The sequence below is a fragment of the Nocardia sp. NPDC004123 genome (assembly GCF_053603795.1).
The window spans coordinates 266,042-283,527 of record NZ_JBSGGG010000006.1; the positions used below are offsets into that span (position 1 = coordinate 266,042).

General features: G+C 69.0%; 14 protein-coding genes. 11 read left to right on the forward strand and 3 right to left on the reverse strand.

Annotated elements, in window-relative coordinates:
- Nucleotides 1-4: 4 nt before the first annotated feature.
- The 9 genes from ACWEQQ_RS11160 to ACWEQQ_RS11200 all read left to right on the forward strand — a co-directional run bounded on the left by ACWEQQ_RS11160 (nucleotide 5) and on the right by ACWEQQ_RS11200 (nucleotide 11,892).
- A complete protein-coding gene (locus tag ACWEQQ_RS11160) occupies nucleotides 5-1,690 on the forward strand; it encodes a hypothetical protein (protein ID WP_452348092.1) in 1,686 nt (561 codons plus the stop codon).
- Between the two features lie 71 nt (nucleotides 1,691-1,761).
- Nucleotides 1,762-2,244, forward strand: coding sequence for an Lrp/AsnC family transcriptional regulator (locus tag ACWEQQ_RS11165; RefSeq protein ID WP_452344071.1), 483 nt, complete (start codon nucleotides 1,762-1,764; stop codon nucleotides 2,242-2,244).
- 244 nt (nucleotides 2,245-2,488) lie between these two features.
- The gene (locus ACWEQQ_RS11170) at nucleotides 2,489-5,983 is read left to right on the forward strand and encodes an indolepyruvate ferredoxin oxidoreductase family protein (protein WP_452348093.1); all 3,495 of its coding nucleotides are present in this window, start codon (nucleotides 2,489-2,491) and stop codon (nucleotides 5,981-5,983) included.
- A gap of 175 nt (nucleotides 5,984-6,158) precedes the next feature.
- Nucleotides 6,159-7,229, forward strand: a complete 1,071-nt coding sequence (locus ACWEQQ_RS11175; RefSeq protein WP_452344117.1) for a Glu/Leu/Phe/Val family dehydrogenase — start codon at nucleotides 6,159-6,161, stop codon at nucleotides 7,227-7,229.
- A 34-nt stretch (nucleotides 7,230-7,263) separates the two neighbouring features.
- Complete coding sequence (locus ACWEQQ_RS11180) at nucleotides 7,264-8,790, forward strand: amino acid permease (protein WP_452344073.1); 1,527 nt, start codon at nucleotides 7,264-7,266, stop codon at nucleotides 8,788-8,790.
- A gap of 110 nt (nucleotides 8,791-8,900) precedes the next feature.
- Nucleotides 8,901-9,383, forward strand: coding sequence for an adenosine-specific kinase (locus ACWEQQ_RS11185; protein WP_354834347.1), 483 nt, complete (start codon nucleotides 8,901-8,903; stop codon nucleotides 9,381-9,383).
- Between the two features lie 81 nt (nucleotides 9,384-9,464).
- The gene (locus ACWEQQ_RS11190; protein WP_452348094.1) at nucleotides 9,465-9,965 is read left to right on the forward strand and encodes a hypothetical protein; all 501 of its coding nucleotides are present in this window, start codon (nucleotides 9,465-9,467) and stop codon (nucleotides 9,963-9,965) included.
- Nucleotides 9,966-10,053: 88 nt separating this feature from the next.
- Nucleotides 10,054-10,905, forward strand: a complete 852-nt coding sequence (locus ACWEQQ_RS11195; protein ID WP_452348135.1) for a thioesterase family protein — start codon at nucleotides 10,054-10,056, stop codon at nucleotides 10,903-10,905.
- 33 nt (nucleotides 10,906-10,938) lie between these two features.
- A complete protein-coding gene (locus tag ACWEQQ_RS11200) occupies nucleotides 10,939-11,892 on the forward strand; it encodes a LysR family transcriptional regulator (RefSeq protein ID WP_452344074.1) in 954 nt (317 codons plus the stop codon).
- On the opposite strand, the gene ACWEQQ_RS11205 is transcribed toward ACWEQQ_RS11200, so the two are convergent.
- On the reverse strand, nucleotides 11,841-12,746 hold the full coding sequence (locus ACWEQQ_RS11205) for a serine hydrolase (RefSeq protein ID WP_452348095.1): 906 nt from the start codon (nucleotides 12,744-12,746) through the stop codon (nucleotides 11,841-11,843). The two genes, ACWEQQ_RS11200 and ACWEQQ_RS11205, sit on opposite strands and share 52 nt — an antisense overlap.
- Before the next feature lie 154 nt (nucleotides 12,747-12,900).
- On the opposite strand from ACWEQQ_RS11205, the gene ACWEQQ_RS11210 reads away from it, so the two are divergent.
- Both ACWEQQ_RS11210 and bla read left to right on the forward strand, forming a co-directional pair.
- On the forward strand, nucleotides 12,901-14,679 hold the full coding sequence (locus ACWEQQ_RS11210) for a penicillin-binding transpeptidase domain-containing protein (RefSeq protein WP_452348096.1): 1,779 nt from the start codon (nucleotides 12,901-12,903) through the stop codon (nucleotides 14,677-14,679).
- A 96-nt stretch (nucleotides 14,680-14,775) separates the two neighbouring features.
- On the forward strand, nucleotides 14,776-15,684 hold the full coding sequence (gene bla / locus ACWEQQ_RS11215) for a class A beta-lactamase (RefSeq protein ID WP_452348097.1): 909 nt from the start codon (nucleotides 14,776-14,778) through the stop codon (nucleotides 15,682-15,684).
- Nucleotides 15,685-15,711: 27 nt separating this feature from the next.
- Here the strand turns inward: bla and ACWEQQ_RS11220 are convergent, their stop codons facing one another.
- Nucleotides 15,712-16,581, reverse strand: coding sequence for a hypothetical protein (locus ACWEQQ_RS11220; RefSeq protein WP_452348098.1), 870 nt, complete (start codon nucleotides 16,579-16,581; stop codon nucleotides 15,712-15,714).
- A gap of 35 nt (nucleotides 16,582-16,616) precedes the next feature.
- Nucleotides 16,617-17,483, reverse strand: coding sequence for an RNA polymerase sigma factor SigI (gene sigI / locus ACWEQQ_RS11225; RefSeq protein ID WP_452348099.1), 867 nt, complete (start codon nucleotides 17,481-17,483; stop codon nucleotides 16,617-16,619).
- Nucleotides 17,484-17,486 lie beyond the last annotated feature (3 nt).

Sequence of the window (17,486 nt, forward strand, 5' to 3'; positions counted from 1 at the left end):
ACCGGTGACCTTTCCCGATCACACGATCCGGCCGGGCGCGGCACTCGACGCGGACGGCCGGTATCGGGGCCTGGAACGCGGTCCGGCCGAACCGCGGTCGGTCCGCACCGAACTCGCCCCCGGCGCCACCCTCGACCCGGGCGCGACCGTGGCGCGATTCGTCCAGCTGACCGACTTCCAGATCGCCGATCCCGTCTCCCCAGGCCGCCTCACCTTTCTGCACGGATTGGCGGGCCGGCCCGGGTGGGAGTTCATGTTCCCGGCCTACCGCCCGCAGGAACCGGTGGCGTTGCATGCCTTCGAGGCCACCATTCGCACACTGCGCGAACTCGGCACGGGCACCATCGATTTCGTCGTCACCACCGGCGACAATATCGACAGCGCGCAGTCCAACGAGCTGTCGGCCCTGCTCGCCCTGCTGGACGGCGACACCGTACTCGACCCGAACTTCGGTGCGGCCGAGACGAGAACGCTGCCCGCGTACGCCGTCTCGGCCGAGTTCTACAACCCGGAACCGGAATCCCGCGACGTCTACAAGCGCGAGCACGGATTCCCCGACGTCCGGGGCCTGCTGGCGGCCGCCGCCCGCCCCTTCCGCACCCGCGGCCTGGGCGTGCCCTGGCTGGCCTGCTTCGGCAACCACGACTGCCTGGTCCAGGGCCGCGCGCCCGTCACAGCGGAGTATCAGGCGCTGGTCACCGGCGACAGCGCACCGACTGCGCTGGGCATCGACCCGCCCGCCGATCCGATGCGGCGGTACCTGCCCGATCCGACCGTGCTCTCGCAGGGTCCGGCCGTACCCATCGCCGCCCGGGCCGACCGCCGGGTCATCAGCCCGGCCGAATACGTGCGCGCCCATCTGGACAGCCCCACCGAGCCGCGCGGCCACGGCTTCACCGAGCAGAACCTGATCGAGGGCACCACCTACTACAGCTACGACGCGGTCCCCGGCGTGCGGATGATCGTGCTGGACTCCACCCACCCCGCCGGGCACGTCACCGGCAGTATCGGTGCACGCCAATGGGATTGGCTGGTCGATCAGCTGATCGCGGCGCACTCGTCGTATCGCGGCGAGGACGGCGCGATCGTCCGGACCGGGAACCGGGACCGCGTCGTGATCATCGCCTCCCACCACGGTCTGGGCATGCTGACCAACACGACGCCCGACCCGCACGGCGAAACCCGCTATCTCGCCGCCGATCTGGAGGCGCTGCTGCACCGCTTCGGCAATGTGGCGCTGTGGATCGCCGGGCACGAGCATCGCAACGAGGTGACCCCGCGCCACCGTCCCGATCCGCAGGAGGACCCCGCGGGCGGATTCTGGCACGTACTCACCTCCGGCCTGTGCGAATGGCCCTGCCAGACCCGCCTACTGGAACTGGCCCTCCCCCAGCAGGATTCGAATCACCTGATCATCCGTTCCACCATGATCGATCACTCGGCCCCCGAACGCCCCGGCCCGGCCCTGGAACTGCTCGACCTCGCGTCCCTGCATCGCGAGCTGTCGTTCAACGAGCCCACCCGGGTCGGCGGACCGCACTCCGCGGGCACCCCGGCCGATCGCACCGTGGACCTGATCGTCCCCGTATCCCCCGCACTGCTCACCTCCCTGCGCGGTGCAATCGCGAGTAGCGAAAGACCCTCGACGGGCGATCACGACGGGAATGCCGTGGTCCTGGACCTGAGCTGAGCCACGACCGGCGGGCCGGAGCGACTTTTCCGGCCCACCGGCCCCGGCCTGCCGCTGTGCGACAATGCGGCATGAGCATCAAGATCGACGGTCTCGATTCCGCGCTGCTCGCGGAGTTGGCGGCCGATCCGCGGGTGCCGATTCTGGAGTTGGCGCAGCGGCTGGGGATCGCGCGCAACACCGTGCAGGCGCGGATGAAGCGGCTCGAGGCGTCCGGCGCGGTGCGCGGGTATCCGCCGGACGTGGATCTGCAGGCCATCGGGTTCGCGGTGCACGCGTTCCTGGGCATCGAGCTGAACCAGAACAAGATGAACGACATCGTCGAGGCGTTGCGGGAGTTCCCGAACGTGCTCGAGGTGCACGCGACGACCGGGCGCGGAGATCTGCTGGTGCGGATCGCGGCCCGGTCCCAGCCGGATCTGCTGTCCATCATCCAGCGCGTGCACGCGATTCCCGGCGTGAAGCACACCGAAACCATGCTGGCCCTCGCGACTCCGGTCGAGTACCGGTCGCTGCCGCTCGTCGAGCATCTGACGAGCCGGCCCGCCGAATGACGAGCCGGCCCCGGCGCATCAGGATGGGCCGGAGCCGGGGACACTCGAGCGGACTTCCGCGCGGACGCTCGAGCAAAATGCTACGTACGTCACAGTGTTCCAGATCACTTTTGAGCAGTCTGATCAACTTTTCGCGCATCTGTTGACACGGATCACACACCACGGCAGATTTCGCTGCACCGATCGCTTTGGTCCCTTGGTTTGCAGCTCACGATCTGGGCTGTGGAGAGTGTGGTGACTGTTCATGACCGACGTTGCCTGCGCGCCTGCCCGACAGGCCGAACCGGCTACGCCCTACGACCTCGCCGACCGCTACCGGTCCGGCGCAGGCCCGGTCCTTCTCACCGGTGTGCAGGCCATCGCCCGCCTGCTGGTGGAACAGCATGTCCGCGATATGCGCGCCGGCCACCGGGTCGCGACCTTCGTGTCCGGGTATCAGGGCAGCCCCCTGGGCGGGGTCGACAAGATGCTGCTGGGCATGCCGAATGTGCTGTCCGAACACGACATCGCCTTCGTGCCGGGCTTCAACGAGGAGCTCGCCGCCACCTCGGTGTGGGGTAGCCAGGCGGATCTGCCTGCCGGGACGGCGACGCACGACGGCGTCGTCGGTGTGTGGTACGGCAAGGGGCCCGGCGTCGACCGGGCCACCGACGCCATCCGGCACGCCAATATGTACGGGGTGAATCCGCGTGGCGGCGTGCTGCTGCTGGTGGGCGACGATCCGGCCTCGAAGTCCTCGACCGTGCCCGCGGTGAGCGAGCGGTCGCTGGCGGCCATGGGGGTGCCGGTGTTGTTCCCGCGCAATGCCCGCGAGATCATCACCATGGGCATGCAGGGGGTGGCGCTGTCGCGGGCCTCGGGCTGCATCGTGGCCCTGAAGATCGTGGCGGATGTCGCCGACGGCGCGTGGACGGTGGATTCCTCGGTCGCCGAGCTCCCCATCTCGGTACCCGAAGTGCAGTGGGAGGGAAAGACTTTCGCCTACCGGCAGCGGCCGATGGCGGCGCCCGCGGACAGTGTGCTGGCCGAGGCCGACCTGTACGGGCCGCGCTGGGCCACCGTGCGCGCCTTCGGGACGGCCAATGATCTCGACGTCATCGAGGTGGATCCGGCGCACGCGCGGATCGGTATCGCGGCCACCGGCACCACCTTCGACGCGGTGCGTCAGGCGCTGGTCGATCTGGGTGTGGACGAGGCGGCCATGCACCGCGCGGGCATTCGCCTGCTGCGCATCGGCATGCCGTATCCGGTTGGGGCACAGCGGGTCACCGAGTTCGCCCGGGGGCTGGAGCAGGTGATCGTGGTCGAGGACAAGACCGCGTTCATCGAGACCCAGATCCGCGAAATCCTGTACGGCACCGCCGATGCCCCGCGGATCCTCGGCAAGCTGGACGGAAACGGCCTGCCGCTCATGCCGTTCGACGGCGAGCTCACCGCGGGCCGGCTGCTGGCCCCGCTGCGGCGGGTGCTGCGCGAGCGGGTCGAGCTGAAGAAGGCTCCGCCGCCGGCGCTTTCGCTGGAGGTGCTGTCCGCCAAGCGCACCCCGTACTTCTGCAGCGGCTGCCCGCACAACCGCTCCACCGCCCTGCCCGAGGGCTCGATCGGCGGTGGCGGCATCGGCTGCCACACCCTGGTCACCCTGTCCGGGCGCAGCGACAGCGCGGTCACCGGCCTGACCCAGATGGGTGGTGAGGGCAGCCAGTGGATCGGGCAGGCGCCGTTCACCGATGTGCCGCACCTGTTCCAGAACATCGGCGACGGGACGTTCTTCCACTCCGGGCAGCTGGCCATCCAGGCGTGCGTCGCGGCGGGGGTGAACATCACCTACAAGCTGCTCTACAACGAGGTCGTCGCCATGACCGGCGCGCAGGATGTGGAGGGCGGGCTGACGGTCGCGAAGCTGACCCACAAGCTGACCGTCGAGGGTGTGAAGCAGATCGTCATCTGCGCCGACGATCCCAAGCGGCACAACAGGAAGGCGCTGGCCAAGGGCACGCTGCTGTGGCATCGCGACCGGCTCGACGAGGCGCAGAAGATGCTGCGCGAGATCGAGGGCGTCACCGTCCTGATCTACGACCAGCACTGCGCCGCCGACGCCCGCCGCCAGCGCAAGCGCGGCACGCTGCCGGTGCGCAATACCCGCGTCGTGATCAACGAGGCGGTGTGCGAGGGCTGCGGCGACTGCGGCACCAAGTCGAACTGCCTGTCGGTGCAGCCGGTGGAGACGGAGTTCGGGCGCAAGACGCGCATCGACCAGACCTCCTGCAATACCGACTACAGCTGCCTGGACGGCGACTGCCCGTCGTTCGTGACGGTGGAGTTGAACCCGGATGCCAAGGGACGCAAGGGTTCCAAGTCGACCGCTCCGAAGCGCCGGAAGGCGGCCGAGCCGCCCATGGTGGCCGATCCGGGGCTCGGCGCTCCAGTGGGTACACAGAACGTGCTGATCGCGGGCATCGGCGGCACCGGCATCGTGACGGTGAACCAGGTGCTGGCTACCGCCGCGCTGCGGGCCGGGTACGCGGTCGAGAGCCTGGACCAGATCGGGCTCAGCCAGAAGGCCGGGCCGGTGCTGTCCCACCTGCGGTTCTCCACAACGGAATTGGAGCCGTCCAACCGGCTCACCCCGGGCAGCGCGGACTGTATCATGGCCATCGATCTGCTGACCGCCGCCGATCCCAAGAACCTGCAGTACGGCAATCCGGCTGCGACGGTCGTGGTCGCCTCGACCAGCCAGACCCCGACCGGTGACATGGTCTACGACAAGTCGGTCACCTACCCGGAGACCAGGCCGCTGCTGGATCGGCTTGCGGCGGTGTCGGATTCGCAGTTCGGCTTCGATGCCCTGGCGGCCGCGCAGCAGCTGTTCGGGAACACCGCCGCCGCCAACTTCCTGATGGTCGGGGCGGCCTTCCAGACCGGCGGCCTGCGGCTACCCGCCGCGGCGATCGAAGAGGCGATCACCATCAACGGGGTCGCGGTGTCGGCCAATATCGCGGCATTCCGCTGGGGTCGCGTGGCCATCGCGGATCCGGCCGCCTTCGCGGCTGCCACCGATACTGCTGCGGCACAGCGCACTCCGCGCATCGCCCCCGCCGAGCTACTGGCCGGCACCAGCTTCGAGGGCGAGGTCCGGCGACTGGTGGAACTGCGGGCCGCCGAGCTGATCGGTTACCAGAACGCCACGGTCGCCCGCCGCTACATCGACACCGTCCAGGCCGCCTGGAGCGCCGAGCGTGCGGTCACCGGGCGCACCGAGTTCAGCGAGGCCGTGGCGCGCGGGCTGTACAAGTTCACCGCCTACAAGGACGAGTACGAGGTGGCCCGCCTGCTGGTCGACCCGGCCTTCCTCGACGAGGTGCGGGCCCAGGTCCCGGGCGGCGAGAACCTCACCTACAAGCTGCATCCCCCGGTGCTCCGCGCCCTCGGCCGAAAGAAGAAGATCGGCCTCACCCCCAAATCCCATGTGGCCCTGAAGCTGCTCGCCAAGGGCAAGTCCCTGCGCGGCACCAAGCTCGACCCCTTCGGCTACGCCCATGTCCGCAAGGTGGAGCGGGAGTTGCTGTCCCACTACACCGATATGGTCCGCCGCCTCGCGGCCGATCTCACCACCGACGGCTACGCCACCGCCACCGAGGCGGCGGCCCTGCCCGACCTGGTCCGCGGCTACGAGGACGTGAAGCTCGGCAATGTCGAGCTCTACCGCGCCCGCCTCCGCGAGCTCGGCCTCGACGGCTGACCCGGGCCGCTCACCCTTCCAACTCCACACCCGACGCAGTACGGCGGCATCGTTCCCGCCGCCGTACCGCGGTGACCTGTGCCCGGAATCCGGGCACGACACCCGGCCGCCCACCACGCGGCCACCACCCAGCCGCCACAAGCGGCGTCCACGAAAGGAATCGATTGTGACCGCAATGCACACCGACGCAGGGGTTTTCGGCCGCTCGCACGAGTTGAGCGCCCGGCGCCACGAGCAGGTGGTGTTCTGCGAGGACGACAAGAGCGGACTCAAGGCGATCATCGCGATTCACTCGACCACGCTGGGTCCGGCGCTCGGCGGCACCCGGATGTACCCCTACGCCTCGGAGGCCGCGGCGCTGGACGATGTGCTGCGACTGTCGTGGGGCATGACCTACAAGGCGGCCGCCGCCGGTCTGAACCTGGGCGGCGGCAAGGCCGTCATCATCGGCGATCCGGCCCTCGACAAGAGCGAGGAGCTGTTCGCGGCGTACGCGCGGTTCGTCGAATCCCTCGGCGGGCGCTACATCACCGCGGGCGATGTGGGCACCAATACCGATGATCTGGACGCCATCGGCCGCTACACCAGCCATGTCACCGGCCGCAGCACCGCGGCGGGCGGTTCCGGCGACAGCGCCCGGCTCACCGCGCTGGGCGTGTTCAACGCCATGCGCGCCGGCGCCGAATCCGTGTGGGGCGCACCCACACTGGCGGGTCGCACGGTCGGCGTCGAGGGTGTCGGCAAGGTCGGCCGCGAACTCATCCAGCTGCTGCTCGCCGACGGCGCGGAGGTCTGCGCGACCGACGTGAACGAGGCGGCGCTGGAACGCATTTCGAAGGACAATCCGTCGGTTCGACTGTTGAGCAACGTATCCACCGCTCCGGTCGACGTCTACGCCCCCTGCGCCCTCGGCGGCACGCTCACCGCGTCCAGCGCCGAGGCCATCGAGGCGAAACTCGTCTGCGGCGCCGCCAACAACCAGTTGGCGACGCCCGCAGTGGAATACGCCCTGAACGAGCGAGGCATCACCTGGGTCCCGGATTTCGTGGCCAATGGCGGTGGGCTCGTTCAGGTGGCCGGTGAACTGCGTCAGGCAGCACCGGCCGAGGTCGAAGATGCGGTGAGGGGCATCTTCGACCGCTGCCGCGACATCATCGCGGAATCCAAGGCCGAGGGAATCGGCACCGGAGCGGCGGCCAACAGGTTCGCGGAGCGGCGTCTCGACGCCATTCCGCGGGCACTCTGATCGCCGCACCGTAGTTTCAGAGAGGAGACGACAAGTGGCGTTCGCGAGCGGAGTGTTCCGCACCAAATCGGTCGAGCAGTCGATCCGGGATACCGATGAGCCGGATTCCAAGCTACGCAAGGATCTGACGGCGAGGGATCTCACCATCTTCGGTGTCGCGGTGGTCATCGGGGCGGGCATTTTCACGCTCACCGCCCGGACCGCGGGCACGGTCGCGGGACCCTCGGTCTCGCTGGCCTTCGTGTTCGCGGCCATCGCCTGCGGGCTGACGGCGTTGTGCTACGCCGAATTCGCCTCGACCGTGCCGGTGGCGGGCAGTGCGTACACGTTCGCGTACGCCACTTTCGGCGAGATCATCGCCTGGATCATCGGGTGGGACCTCATTCTCGAGTTCGCCCTTGCCGTTTCGGTGGTCGCCAAGGGGTGGTCGCAGTATCTCGGCGAGGTGCTCGGCAGCCTGGTGAATCCGGTCGCGCACGTCGGATCCATCTCGTTCGACTGGGGCGCGGTGGTCATCATCGCCATCGTCGGCGTGCTGCTGGCCACCGGCACCAAACTGTCCTCGCGGGTCTCGGCCGTGGCGGTGGCCATCAAGCTGGCCGTGATCGCGCTCGTGCTGGTGGTCGGCGCCACCTACTTCAAGGCGTCCAACCTCAGCCCCTACATCCCGCCGTCGCAGCCCTCCGCGCAGGCAGGTGGCGTGCACCAGTCGCTGTTCTCCTTCCTGACCGGTTCCGGCGGAACGAGTTTCGGCTGGTACGGCCTGCTGGCCGCGGCCTCGCTGGTGTTCTTCGCCTTCGTCGGCTTCGACGTGGTCGCCACCACCGCCGAGGAGACCCGCAACCCGCAGCGTGATGTCCCGCGCGGCATCTTCGGCTCGCTGGCCATCGTGACGGTGCTCTACGTCGCCGTCTCGCTGATCCTCACCGGCATGGTCCCCTACACCGAGCTCGCGAGCGGAAACGCCACCCTGGCAACCGCTTTCGCCCTGCACGGTGCGACCTGGGTGAAGAACATCATCTCCATCGGCGCGCTCGCGGGCCTCTCCACGGTCGTCATGGTCATGTTCCTCGGCCAGACCCGCGTCCTGTTCGCCATGGCCCGCGACGGCCTGCTCCCCCGCAGCCTCGCCCACACCGGCAAGCACGGCACCCCCGTCCGCCTGACCGTCATCGTCGGCGTCGTCTGCGCCCTCCTGGCCGGTTTCGTCGACTTCGGCACCCTCGAGGAAATGGTCAATATCGGCACCCTCGTGGCCTTCGTCCTCGTCTCCCTCGGCGTGCCCATCCTCCGCCGCACCCGCCCCGACCTGAAGCGCGGCTTCCGAGTCCCGCTCGTCCCCGTCATCCCCATCCTCGCCGCGCTGGCCTGCCTCTGGCTGATGCTGAACCTTTCCATCGAAACCTGGCTCCGCTTCGTCATCTGGATGGTCCTCGGCGTCGTCATCTACTTCACCTACAGCCGCCGCCACTCCATCCTCGGCAAGCGGCAGGCCCCCGCAGCCGAATCCATCCCTGCCGCCGAATCGATCCCCGCCGCCGAACCCGACCCCGTCCCCTAACCTGGCCCGAACAAGATCAGGGAGCTGTCACCGTGGGAATTCGCCCGAATTCCCACCCCGACAGCTCCCTGATCTTGTTCCCCGGCCGCGTGACGAGGGACGATAGCCCGATGGAACTGACAGCGGTGCCCATCGAGAATCCCGATGAGCTCAATGTCATCATCGGGCAATCCCACTTCATCAAGACCGTCGAGGACATGCACGAAGCCCTCGTCGGCACCGGCCCGCAACTCCGCTTCGGGCTGGCCTTCTGCGAAGCCTCCGGCCCCCGCCTGATCCGCTGGTCCGGAAACGACGACGACCTCGTCGACCTCGCCACCAAGAACGCAACAGCCCTAGCCGCCGGCCACTCCTTCATCGTCTTCCTCCGCGACGGCTACCCCGTGAACGTCCTCAACGCGATCCGCCACATCCCCGAGCTCTGCACCATCTTCTGCGCCACCGCCAACCCCGTCGAAGTCCTCATAGCCGAAACCTCCCTCGGCCGCGGCATCATCGGCGTCGTCGACGGTGCACCGCCCCTCGGGATCGAAACCGAAACCGACCGCACCGATCGCCACCACCTCCTCCGCGCCATCGGCTACAAACTCTGACCCGGATTCGGATCCCCACCCGGTTGCGCTGTATCCGAACGATATTCACGGGTTCCTTCTCTCCGGGTACCGTCCAGCGATATGAGCGTGCTGGTCGTTGTTCGCGGCAACTCGGCCTCGGGGAAGTCGACCGCTGCCCTCGCGGTTCAGCAGCGGTTCACACGGGGCGCATGCCTCGTCGTGCCCCAGGACGTGGTGCGCCGGCAGATGCTGCGGGAACCGGACGCGGCCGGGGCGGCCAATATCGAACTGCTGGAACACATCGCGACATTCGGTCTGGCTCGAGGACTGGTGGTGATCGTGGAGGGAATCCTGAACGCCGGGCGGTACGGCTCGATGCTCGAGCGCCTCACCGCCGCAGCGGACCACGCTCTGCACTACTGCTTCGACCTCACTTTGGAGGAGACCGTCGCCCGGCACCTCGGCAGCTACCGGGCGGCGGACTTCTCGCCGGAACAGATGGCCGAGTGGTACCACGGCTGGCAGCCCCTGCCCTTCGCCGATGAGACCCGCATCGACGCGAGCTGGAGTCCCGCGGCGATCGTCGACCGGATTCATCGCGACATCCTGGCCCTGCGGTGAGGACCCTGAATCGGTGGCCGAATCGGGTGTTTGTCGTACAGCGTCTAGTGGGTTGGACGTGGGCTGATACGTTGGCTGGGTGACGCAGATGCATGACGTGACAGTGGTGGAGCGGGCGGAGTTGGAGGAGGCGGGGACCAAGGCCTATTACGTCGCGCAGGGGGTGGGGGATGAGGGGTTCGAGCGGTTTGGGGCTACTGGGTCGACGGTGAGTGTGTGGGCGGCTTCCATGCAGCATGGGGCGCCGCCTTCGGCGTTGCTGGCTCGGGCGGTGGAACGGTGTGCGCCTCGGGAGGGGGCGCGGGTTGCCCGGTTGACGATGGAGATTTTGGGGCCGGTGCCGGTGGGGGAGGTCGAGGTGCGGGCGTGGGTGGAGCGGCCGGGGCGGCGGGTCGAGTTGGTGGGGGCGGAGTTGGTGGCGACGCAGGCGGATGGGAGCCGGCGGGCGGTGGCCAAGGCTTCGGCGTGGCGGATTGCCACGTCGGACAGTTCGTCGGTGGTGCATACGGCCGACGCGCCGCTGCCGGCGGTGCCGGAGGCGTCCGAGATCGGGTGGGGCGTGCCGGACGGGTGGGATGTCGGGTATGTGAAGTCGGTGGACATCCGGGCGGTGGAGAGTGACGACGTCACCCGGCGGGTGTGGGTGCGGCCCCTGGTCGAGGTGGTCGAGGGGGAGGAGATCTCACCGCTGGTGCGGGTGTTCTCGGTGGCGGATGTGGCCAATGGGATTGGGGCGCAGCTGGATCCGTATCAGTGGACGTTCCTGAACACCGACCTGACGATCGACCTGTTCCGGCTACCGGAGGGCGAGTGGATCGGGCTCGCGGTGCAGACGTCGATCGGGCCGGACGGGGTCGGGATGTGCTCGACCGTGCTGCACGACGAGCGCGGGCCGATCGGGCGGTGCCTGCAGATTCTCGAGGTGCGCGCCCGGGCCTGACCCGGCGATAAGGAAACCGATATCGTCGGTCGGGTGGATCCGCTGCGTCAGTTGCGCTACTTCATCGCCGTGGCCGAGGAGTTGCACTTCGGCCGGGCGGCCGAGCGGCTGCGGATCGCCCAGCCGGCGCTGAGCCAGCGAATCCGCAAGCTGGAGACCGATATCGGGGCCCGGCTGCTGGAACGCGACAGCCGGCGGGTGGAGCTCACCGAGGCGGGACAGATCCTGCTGGTGGAGGCGCGGGACCTGATCGCACGCTGGGAGCGGGCGAAATCGCTGGTCGGCAAGGCGCATCGGGGTGAGATCGACGCACTGCGGGTGGGCGTGCCGCCCGAACTGGCGGGCCGCGTGCTGGCCGCCATCCTCACCGCGTTCGAGAGCCGCCAGGTGCGGGTCGACCTCCAGGAACTGACCACCGCCGAACAGGTGCGGCTGCTGGCCGATCGGCAACTGGACGCGGGGCTGCTGCAATACCCGGTGGATGTGGTCGGCCTGGAATCGGGTCCGGCGGTGGAGACCCCGCTGGGCGTGGTGCTGCCGCGCGATTCCCCGCTGGCCGCGCGGGCCGCCCTCACCCTGGCCGATCTGGCCGGGCACGGACTGGTGATCTTCCCGCGCGCCGCCGCGCCCGGCCTCTACGACGCCACCCTGCGCACCTGCTGGGAGCACGGTTTCCGCCCCACCTCGGTGCAGCACGCCCGCAATCCCGAATTCGTGCTCGGCATGGTGCTTTCCGGCCGCGGCGTCGCCTTCGACCAGGGCCTGGTGGCGCAGAAGGAGCCGCGCGTGGTGTGGCGGCCACTGCCCGAGGGCACGCTGACCTGGCGGCTCGCCCTGACCTGGCCCGCCGCCGCCCCGCACCCGCTGGTCCGGGAACTCGCCGACCTCATCGTCGCGGTCGTGCAGGGTGACGGCGCGTCCCGACCGGCCCCGATTCAAGACAGGACGCAACGCCGGCCGTGGGATGTGGTCGCGGGCCGGCCGTGATCGATGCGCTCGACGGCCAGCCGCGCCGCCGCGCCGATCGCCCGATCGACCGCGGGCTGCCGCCCCGCCAGGCTGTGCGACACGGTGAATACCGCGACCGCGTACCGGCTGCCATCCGGATACCCGACCACCCCGATCTCATTGCGGATCCCGGGCAGCGTCCCGGTCTTGGACCAGATGTCGGTGCCCGGCGGAAACGCCGACGGCAGCCGATGCCCGTACACCTGCTGCCGCATCAGATCCCGCACGAACCGGCACGCCTCGGGCGAACCCGCGCGATCCTCGCCGATGAGCCACAGCAGCCGGGTCATATCCCGCGCGGTCCCGGCCGTGGTGCGCAACGGATCCACCGCGCGCGAGCCGAACACCTCCGCTGCGCTGGATTCCGGGTAGCGCCGGGCGAATTCGTGCAGGTCACGCGCACCGATGTCCTCGGCCATGCTGTAGAGGATGTCGCGCAGCGAGCCCATGATCCGAGTGCCGATGAGCCCGAGCTCGCGCGCCAGCGACCGCACATTCTCCACGCCGACCCGATCGAACAGCAGGTCGGCGGCGGTATTGTCGCTCACGGTGAGCGCGAAGTAGGCGGCGTCGCGCAGGCTGAATTCGACATCGTCGTGGCAGCCCGCGGTGCCGACCCCGCCCAGCCGGTCCGCCGCCGTGGCCCGCACCCGATCGGCCGGATCGAGCTGCCCCGCCGCCACCTGCCGCGCGAACTCCAGCACCAGCGGCACTTTCACCACCGAGGACAACACCACCGGTTCGTCGGCGCCCCAGCCGAATTCGCCGTCACAGTCGAAACAACGGGCATGCACCCGGCCCTCGACACCCGCCGTCCGGAAGATCTCGTCCACTCCCCCAGCATTCCCGGTGCCCCGATCGGCCCGTCAACCGCCCGTGACGCCGCCGCTCGACACCCCGCACGCTGCGACGATATCGATTGCTATATCGGTTCTCATCCGTGTTGGTCTTGGACAGCCACCGGTGATCCATGTTGGGGTGGCTGTCATGGCAGAGTTCAGCAGGAAGGCCCTCACCGGTGTCTGCGCCGCGGCCATGCTGGTCACGGCGACGGCATGCTCCGGATCGGATGCCACGTCCGGACTGTCCAAGACGGTCGACGGCTTCGCGGACGCTCTGAACCGCGACGACGTACCGGCGGCCGCCAACGCCACCAGTGACCCGGCCAAGGCCTCCGCCGCGCTCGGCCCGCTCTACGACAGCCTGGGCAAGCAGGTGCATTTCGCGGCGAGCAAGGTCGAGAAGACCGACGACGGCGGCACCTTCACGCTGGCCGCCACTTGGAAGCTGGGCAAGGACGGCACGAACGAGTGGACGTACACCAGCTCGGGCCGGGCCACGCAGTCCAGCGGCGACTGGAAGATCCGGTGGGATCCCGCGACCGTCGCGCCCGGCCTCGATGTCGGCCCGCTGTCCTACAGCCTCGTCTACCCCGACCCCGCCAAGGTCCTCGACAGCGCCGGCGGCGATCTGCTCACCCAGCAGGTGGTGACGCTGGTCAACGTCGCGCCCGGAGCCGATCCGGCGGCCGTCGCGGCAGCCCTGCAACCGGTCGCACCGGATGTCACGGCCGCGAGCCTGCAATCGGATCTGGCCGCGGCCCAGGGCAAACCGATCACGGCGGTCACCCTGCGCGAATCCGATTACGCCACCGTCCAAGCCGCCCTCACGAACCTCGCGAATGTGACCACCGCCCAGCAGACCCGGCTGCTGGCCGTCGACAAGGCCCTGTCCTCCCCGACCTTCTCGGGTCTCTCCGACCTGTGGCAGCAGCGGGCCGACGCCGCCGCCGGCTGGGCCGTGCGCGCCCAGGGCAGCGACGGCACGCAGCGGGTGGGCGGCCCGGATCCCAAGCCGGTCACCGATATTCACACCACCCTCGATATCGGTTTGCAGCGGGCCGCCGAGGCCGCGCTGGCTCCGATCACCACTCCGGCGGCCATTGTCGCGGTGCAACCGTCGACCGGAAACGTGCTGGCCATGGCGCAGAACGCGGCCGGTGACGCGCAGGGACCGATCGGGCTGACCGGGCTGTACCCGCCGGGCTCGACCTTCAAGACGGTCACCGTCTCGGCCGCGCTGCAGGCCGGCCAGGTCACTCCCGACTCCATGGTCGCCTGCCCCGGCAAGGAGAACATCGAGGGCCGGGAGATCCCCAATGACAACAACTTCGACCTCGGCCAGGTGCCGCTGCACACCGCCTTCGCCAAGTCCTGCAACACCACCATGGGCCGGCTGGCGGTCCAGCTCGCACCGGACGGGCTGACCAATGCCGCCGCCCAGCTCGGGCTCGGCATCGACTATGTGACGCCCGGACTGACCACCGTCACCGGCAAGGTGCCCACCGCCGACACGCCCGCACTGCGGGTGGAGGAGGGCATCGGGCAGGGCAAGGTGACCGCCTCGCCGTTCGGCATGGCGCTGCTGGCCGGCGCGCTGGCGCAGGGCACGGTCCAACCGCCGACGGTAGTCCAGGGCCAGCCCGGCAAGCCCGACAGGCAGCCGCCCGCGCTGCCGCCGGGGATTGCCGATCAGGTGAAATCCATGATGCGGGAAACGATTACGGGCGGCACCGCCACGGAACTGCGTGATATTCCCGGTCTGCTCGGCAAGACCGGCACCGCCGAGTACATCGACGACAAGCACGCGCACGGCTGGTTCGTCGGCATCGACGGGGATCTCGCGTTCGCCGTCTTCATCAGTGACGCGGGCAGCTCCGAGCCCGCCGTGCAGGCCGCCGGCCGCATGCTGCGCGCCCCGCACTGACTCCCCCGACACCGATTCCGTTTCCCCACGACACCAATTCCGTACGGCGCGAGCCGAATACACCTTCAGCACTCGAAACAGATTGAGAGGCTTGTTTTGTCGACCCTGAAATACCATGCGCTGATTTCGCTCCTCTTGCTGGCGCCGCTCGCCGCCGGCTGCACGTCGGCGACGAAAAGCGGATCCGCCCCGAGCAATTCCACCTCGATCACCAGCACCGACACGGCGATCGAGACGCTCGAGCGCGACCACGGCGCCCGCGCGGGTGTATTCGTCACCGACACCGGCACCGGGAAATCCTTCGGCCATCGCCAGGACGAGCGCTTCGGCTTCGACTCGACGTTCAAGGGTCTGGCCTGCGGCGCGCTCTTGCACGCGCACCCACTCGCCAGCGGATTCCTGGACCAGGTCATCCATTTCACCGCCGACGACGTGATCGGCGGCAGCGCCATCAGCAAGACCCGGGTCGACTCCGGCATGACGGTGCGCGAGCTCTGCCACGCGGCCATCACGATCAGCGACAATACGGCGGGCAACCAGGTGCTGAAGCTGATCGGCGGCCCGGAGGGTCTCAATACCTTCCTGCGGTCGATCGGCGATCAGGTCACCCACATGGATCGGTGGGAACCGGACCTGAACTCCAATATCCCAGGCGACCAACGCGATACCAGCACCCCTGCCGCCCTGGCCGCCGACTATCGCGCCCTGGTGCTGGGTGACGCGCTCGCGGCACCCGAGCGTGCCCAGCTCACCGACTGGCTGCTGGCCACCACCACCGGCAAGGAACGCATCCGGGCCGGAGTCCCCGCCGACTGGAAGACCGCCGACAAGACCGGCACCAGCGACGGCTACGGAGCAGCCAACGACGTCGCCGTCACCTGGCCCGCAGGCAGTTCCGCACCGCTGGTCATCGCCGTCCTGACCGACAAACCGGAGCAGACCGCCACTCCGGACAGTTCGCTGGTCGCAGCCGTCACCAAGGCGGCCGTCGGGGCCGTCCGCTAGCCCCGCGGGCCCGGCAGCCGCCGCGGGTCAGGGCTGCCGGGTCGAGCTGCCGCTGGCGAGGAAGGACGAATCGCCGTGCGGGTCGGTGCTGTTCATGATGGAGATCAGGTGTGTGCCATCGCTGGCCATCGACCAGAACGACATGGTGACGGTGCCGCCGGGGGTTCGGCAGGTCTGGCCGGCGGGTGCGAGTTCGGCGGTGTTGCCGTGGGCGTCCAGGGTCCACGAGCAGCCGTCGCCGGTGTGGGCGGTCAGCGGTCCGGCACTCGAATCGATCTGCACCACACCTGTTTTCGGCTGATATCCCGGGGAGGTGAGGTTGTTCAGGTAGGCGAGATTCACGGGGTCGTACGCCCAGGAGCCGGTGAACAACCGTGCCGCGTCTCCCGGATCGGCGGCGTCGGCTCTGGTCCGCCTGCCGTTGGCGAGTTCGAAATCGAAAGTGCCGTACGGGAGATAGCTGTTGGCGCGGATCACCTCCTGCTCACGCCCGTCGCGCACGGTGACGTGCCAGTAGTAGATGTTGTAGCCCGAGCCGATCACCGAGTTGAAGCAGTACTGGTCGGTGCTGGTCAGATCCAGGGCGTCGCCGTTCACCCGGAAGTGCCATGTGCAGCCCTGATCGGTGTGGCCGGTGATGTCCCCATCCGCACTCCTCGCGAACTCCACCGTCCCGACCTGCGGAAATGTCAGCAGCTCGAGGCCGAACTGCCCGACCGAGGCGATATCGGTGGCATCCGCGCGGTTGGGCTGGACGTAGTTCCAGACGCCGAGGTACCGGTCCGCATCGGCCGCCCGATCGGCGTGCGCGGCCGGCGCGCTCCAGGTCAGCATCATCCCGAACAGCGCCGCTACCGCGAGTTTTTCGTGTCGTGCACGAAACCTGTTGTGAGTCATGAATTCAAGACGGGACGCCCGCCCGGAAAGTTACCTCACACATCCACCGTCGCCTCGATGCTCACGATCCGATCGCCCGCAATCGTCAGCACGAGCACGCCGAACAGCTCCCGGTCCCGATAGGCCAGCAGGGCGGGCCGCCCGAACGCCGAATGCGTGACCAGCGTGACCCCGGGCCCCCAGAACGCGATCATATTGGCGGCCACCGTCTCCGGCCCGCGGCTCGGCCGCGCCACGATCGGCGAGTCCGGCCGGAACGACGCGATGCCCCAGACCTCCGGATCCAGTACCGCCAGCAATTCGTCCAGATCCCCACCGGCACAGGCGGCGATGAACCGCTCGGTCACCGCGCGGTGCTCGGCCGGGGCCACCGGGCCGTCGGGCCGCCGCGCCTCCGACATCTTGATCCGTGCCCGGCGCGCGAGCTGCCGGCAGGTGCCGACGGGACGCCCGACGGTGTCGGCGACCAGCTCGAACGGCACCGCGAACACATCGTGCAGGATCAACACCACCCGCTCGGCGGGTGCGAGGCGTTGCAGCATGCGGTACAGCGCCAGCTGCACCTCCTCGTCGAGGGTGATGCGGTCGACCGGGTCGAGAGGCACAGCATGTGCGACCGGTGTCTCGGCCTCCAGCTGCCCCGGATCCCCGGCCTGCTCGCGACGCGCTCGCGCACTGCGCAATTCGTCGAGACACAGGCGGCTGGTGACGACGGTCAGCCAGGCGCGCTCGTCGCTCACCTCACCGGGTCGCATGCGGGCCAGCCGGGTGAACGCCTCCTGCGCGGCGTCCTCGGCCGCGCCGATATCGCCCAGTAGCCGGAAGGCCAGATCCACCACGTACGCGCGATGCCGCCGCCAGGCTCCGATGAACGCGTCGTCCGGCCGGTCTTCGGTGCTCATACC

What these genes read in the sequence shown, in the direction of transcription:
- ACWEQQ_RS11165 (WP_452344071.1), top strand. Translation starts at nt 1,762, where the DNA reads ATGAGCATCAAGATCGACGGTCTCGATTCCGCGCTGCTCGCGGAGTTG.
- ACWEQQ_RS11170 (WP_452348093.1), top strand. Translation starts at nt 2,489, where the DNA reads ATGACCGACGTTGCCTGCGCGCCTGCCCGACAGGCCGAACCGGCTACG.
- ACWEQQ_RS11175 (WP_452344117.1), top strand. Translation starts at nt 6,159, where the DNA reads ATGCACACCGACGCAGGGGTTTTCGGCCGCTCGCACGAGTTGAGCGCC.
- ACWEQQ_RS11185 (WP_354834347.1), top strand. Translation starts at nt 8,901, where the DNA reads ATGGAACTGACAGCGGTGCCCATCGAGAATCCCGATGAGCTCAATGTC.
- ACWEQQ_RS11190 (WP_452348094.1), top strand. Translation starts at nt 9,465, where the DNA reads ATGAGCGTGCTGGTCGTTGTTCGCGGCAACTCGGCCTCGGGGAAGTCG.
- ACWEQQ_RS11195 (WP_452348135.1), top strand. Translation starts at nt 10,054, where the DNA reads ATGCATGACGTGACAGTGGTGGAGCGGGCGGAGTTGGAGGAGGCGGGG.
- ACWEQQ_RS11210 (WP_452348096.1), top strand. Translation starts at nt 12,901, where the DNA reads ATGGCAGAGTTCAGCAGGAAGGCCCTCACCGGTGTCTGCGCCGCGGCC.
- ACWEQQ_RS11220 (WP_452348098.1), bottom strand. Translation starts at nt 16,581, where the DNA reads ATGACTCACAACAGGTTTCGTGCACGACACGAAAAACTCGCGGTAGCG.
- sigI (WP_452348099.1), bottom strand. Translation starts at nt 17,483, where the DNA reads ATGAGCACCGAAGACCGGCCGGACGACGCGTTCATCGGAGCCTGGCGG.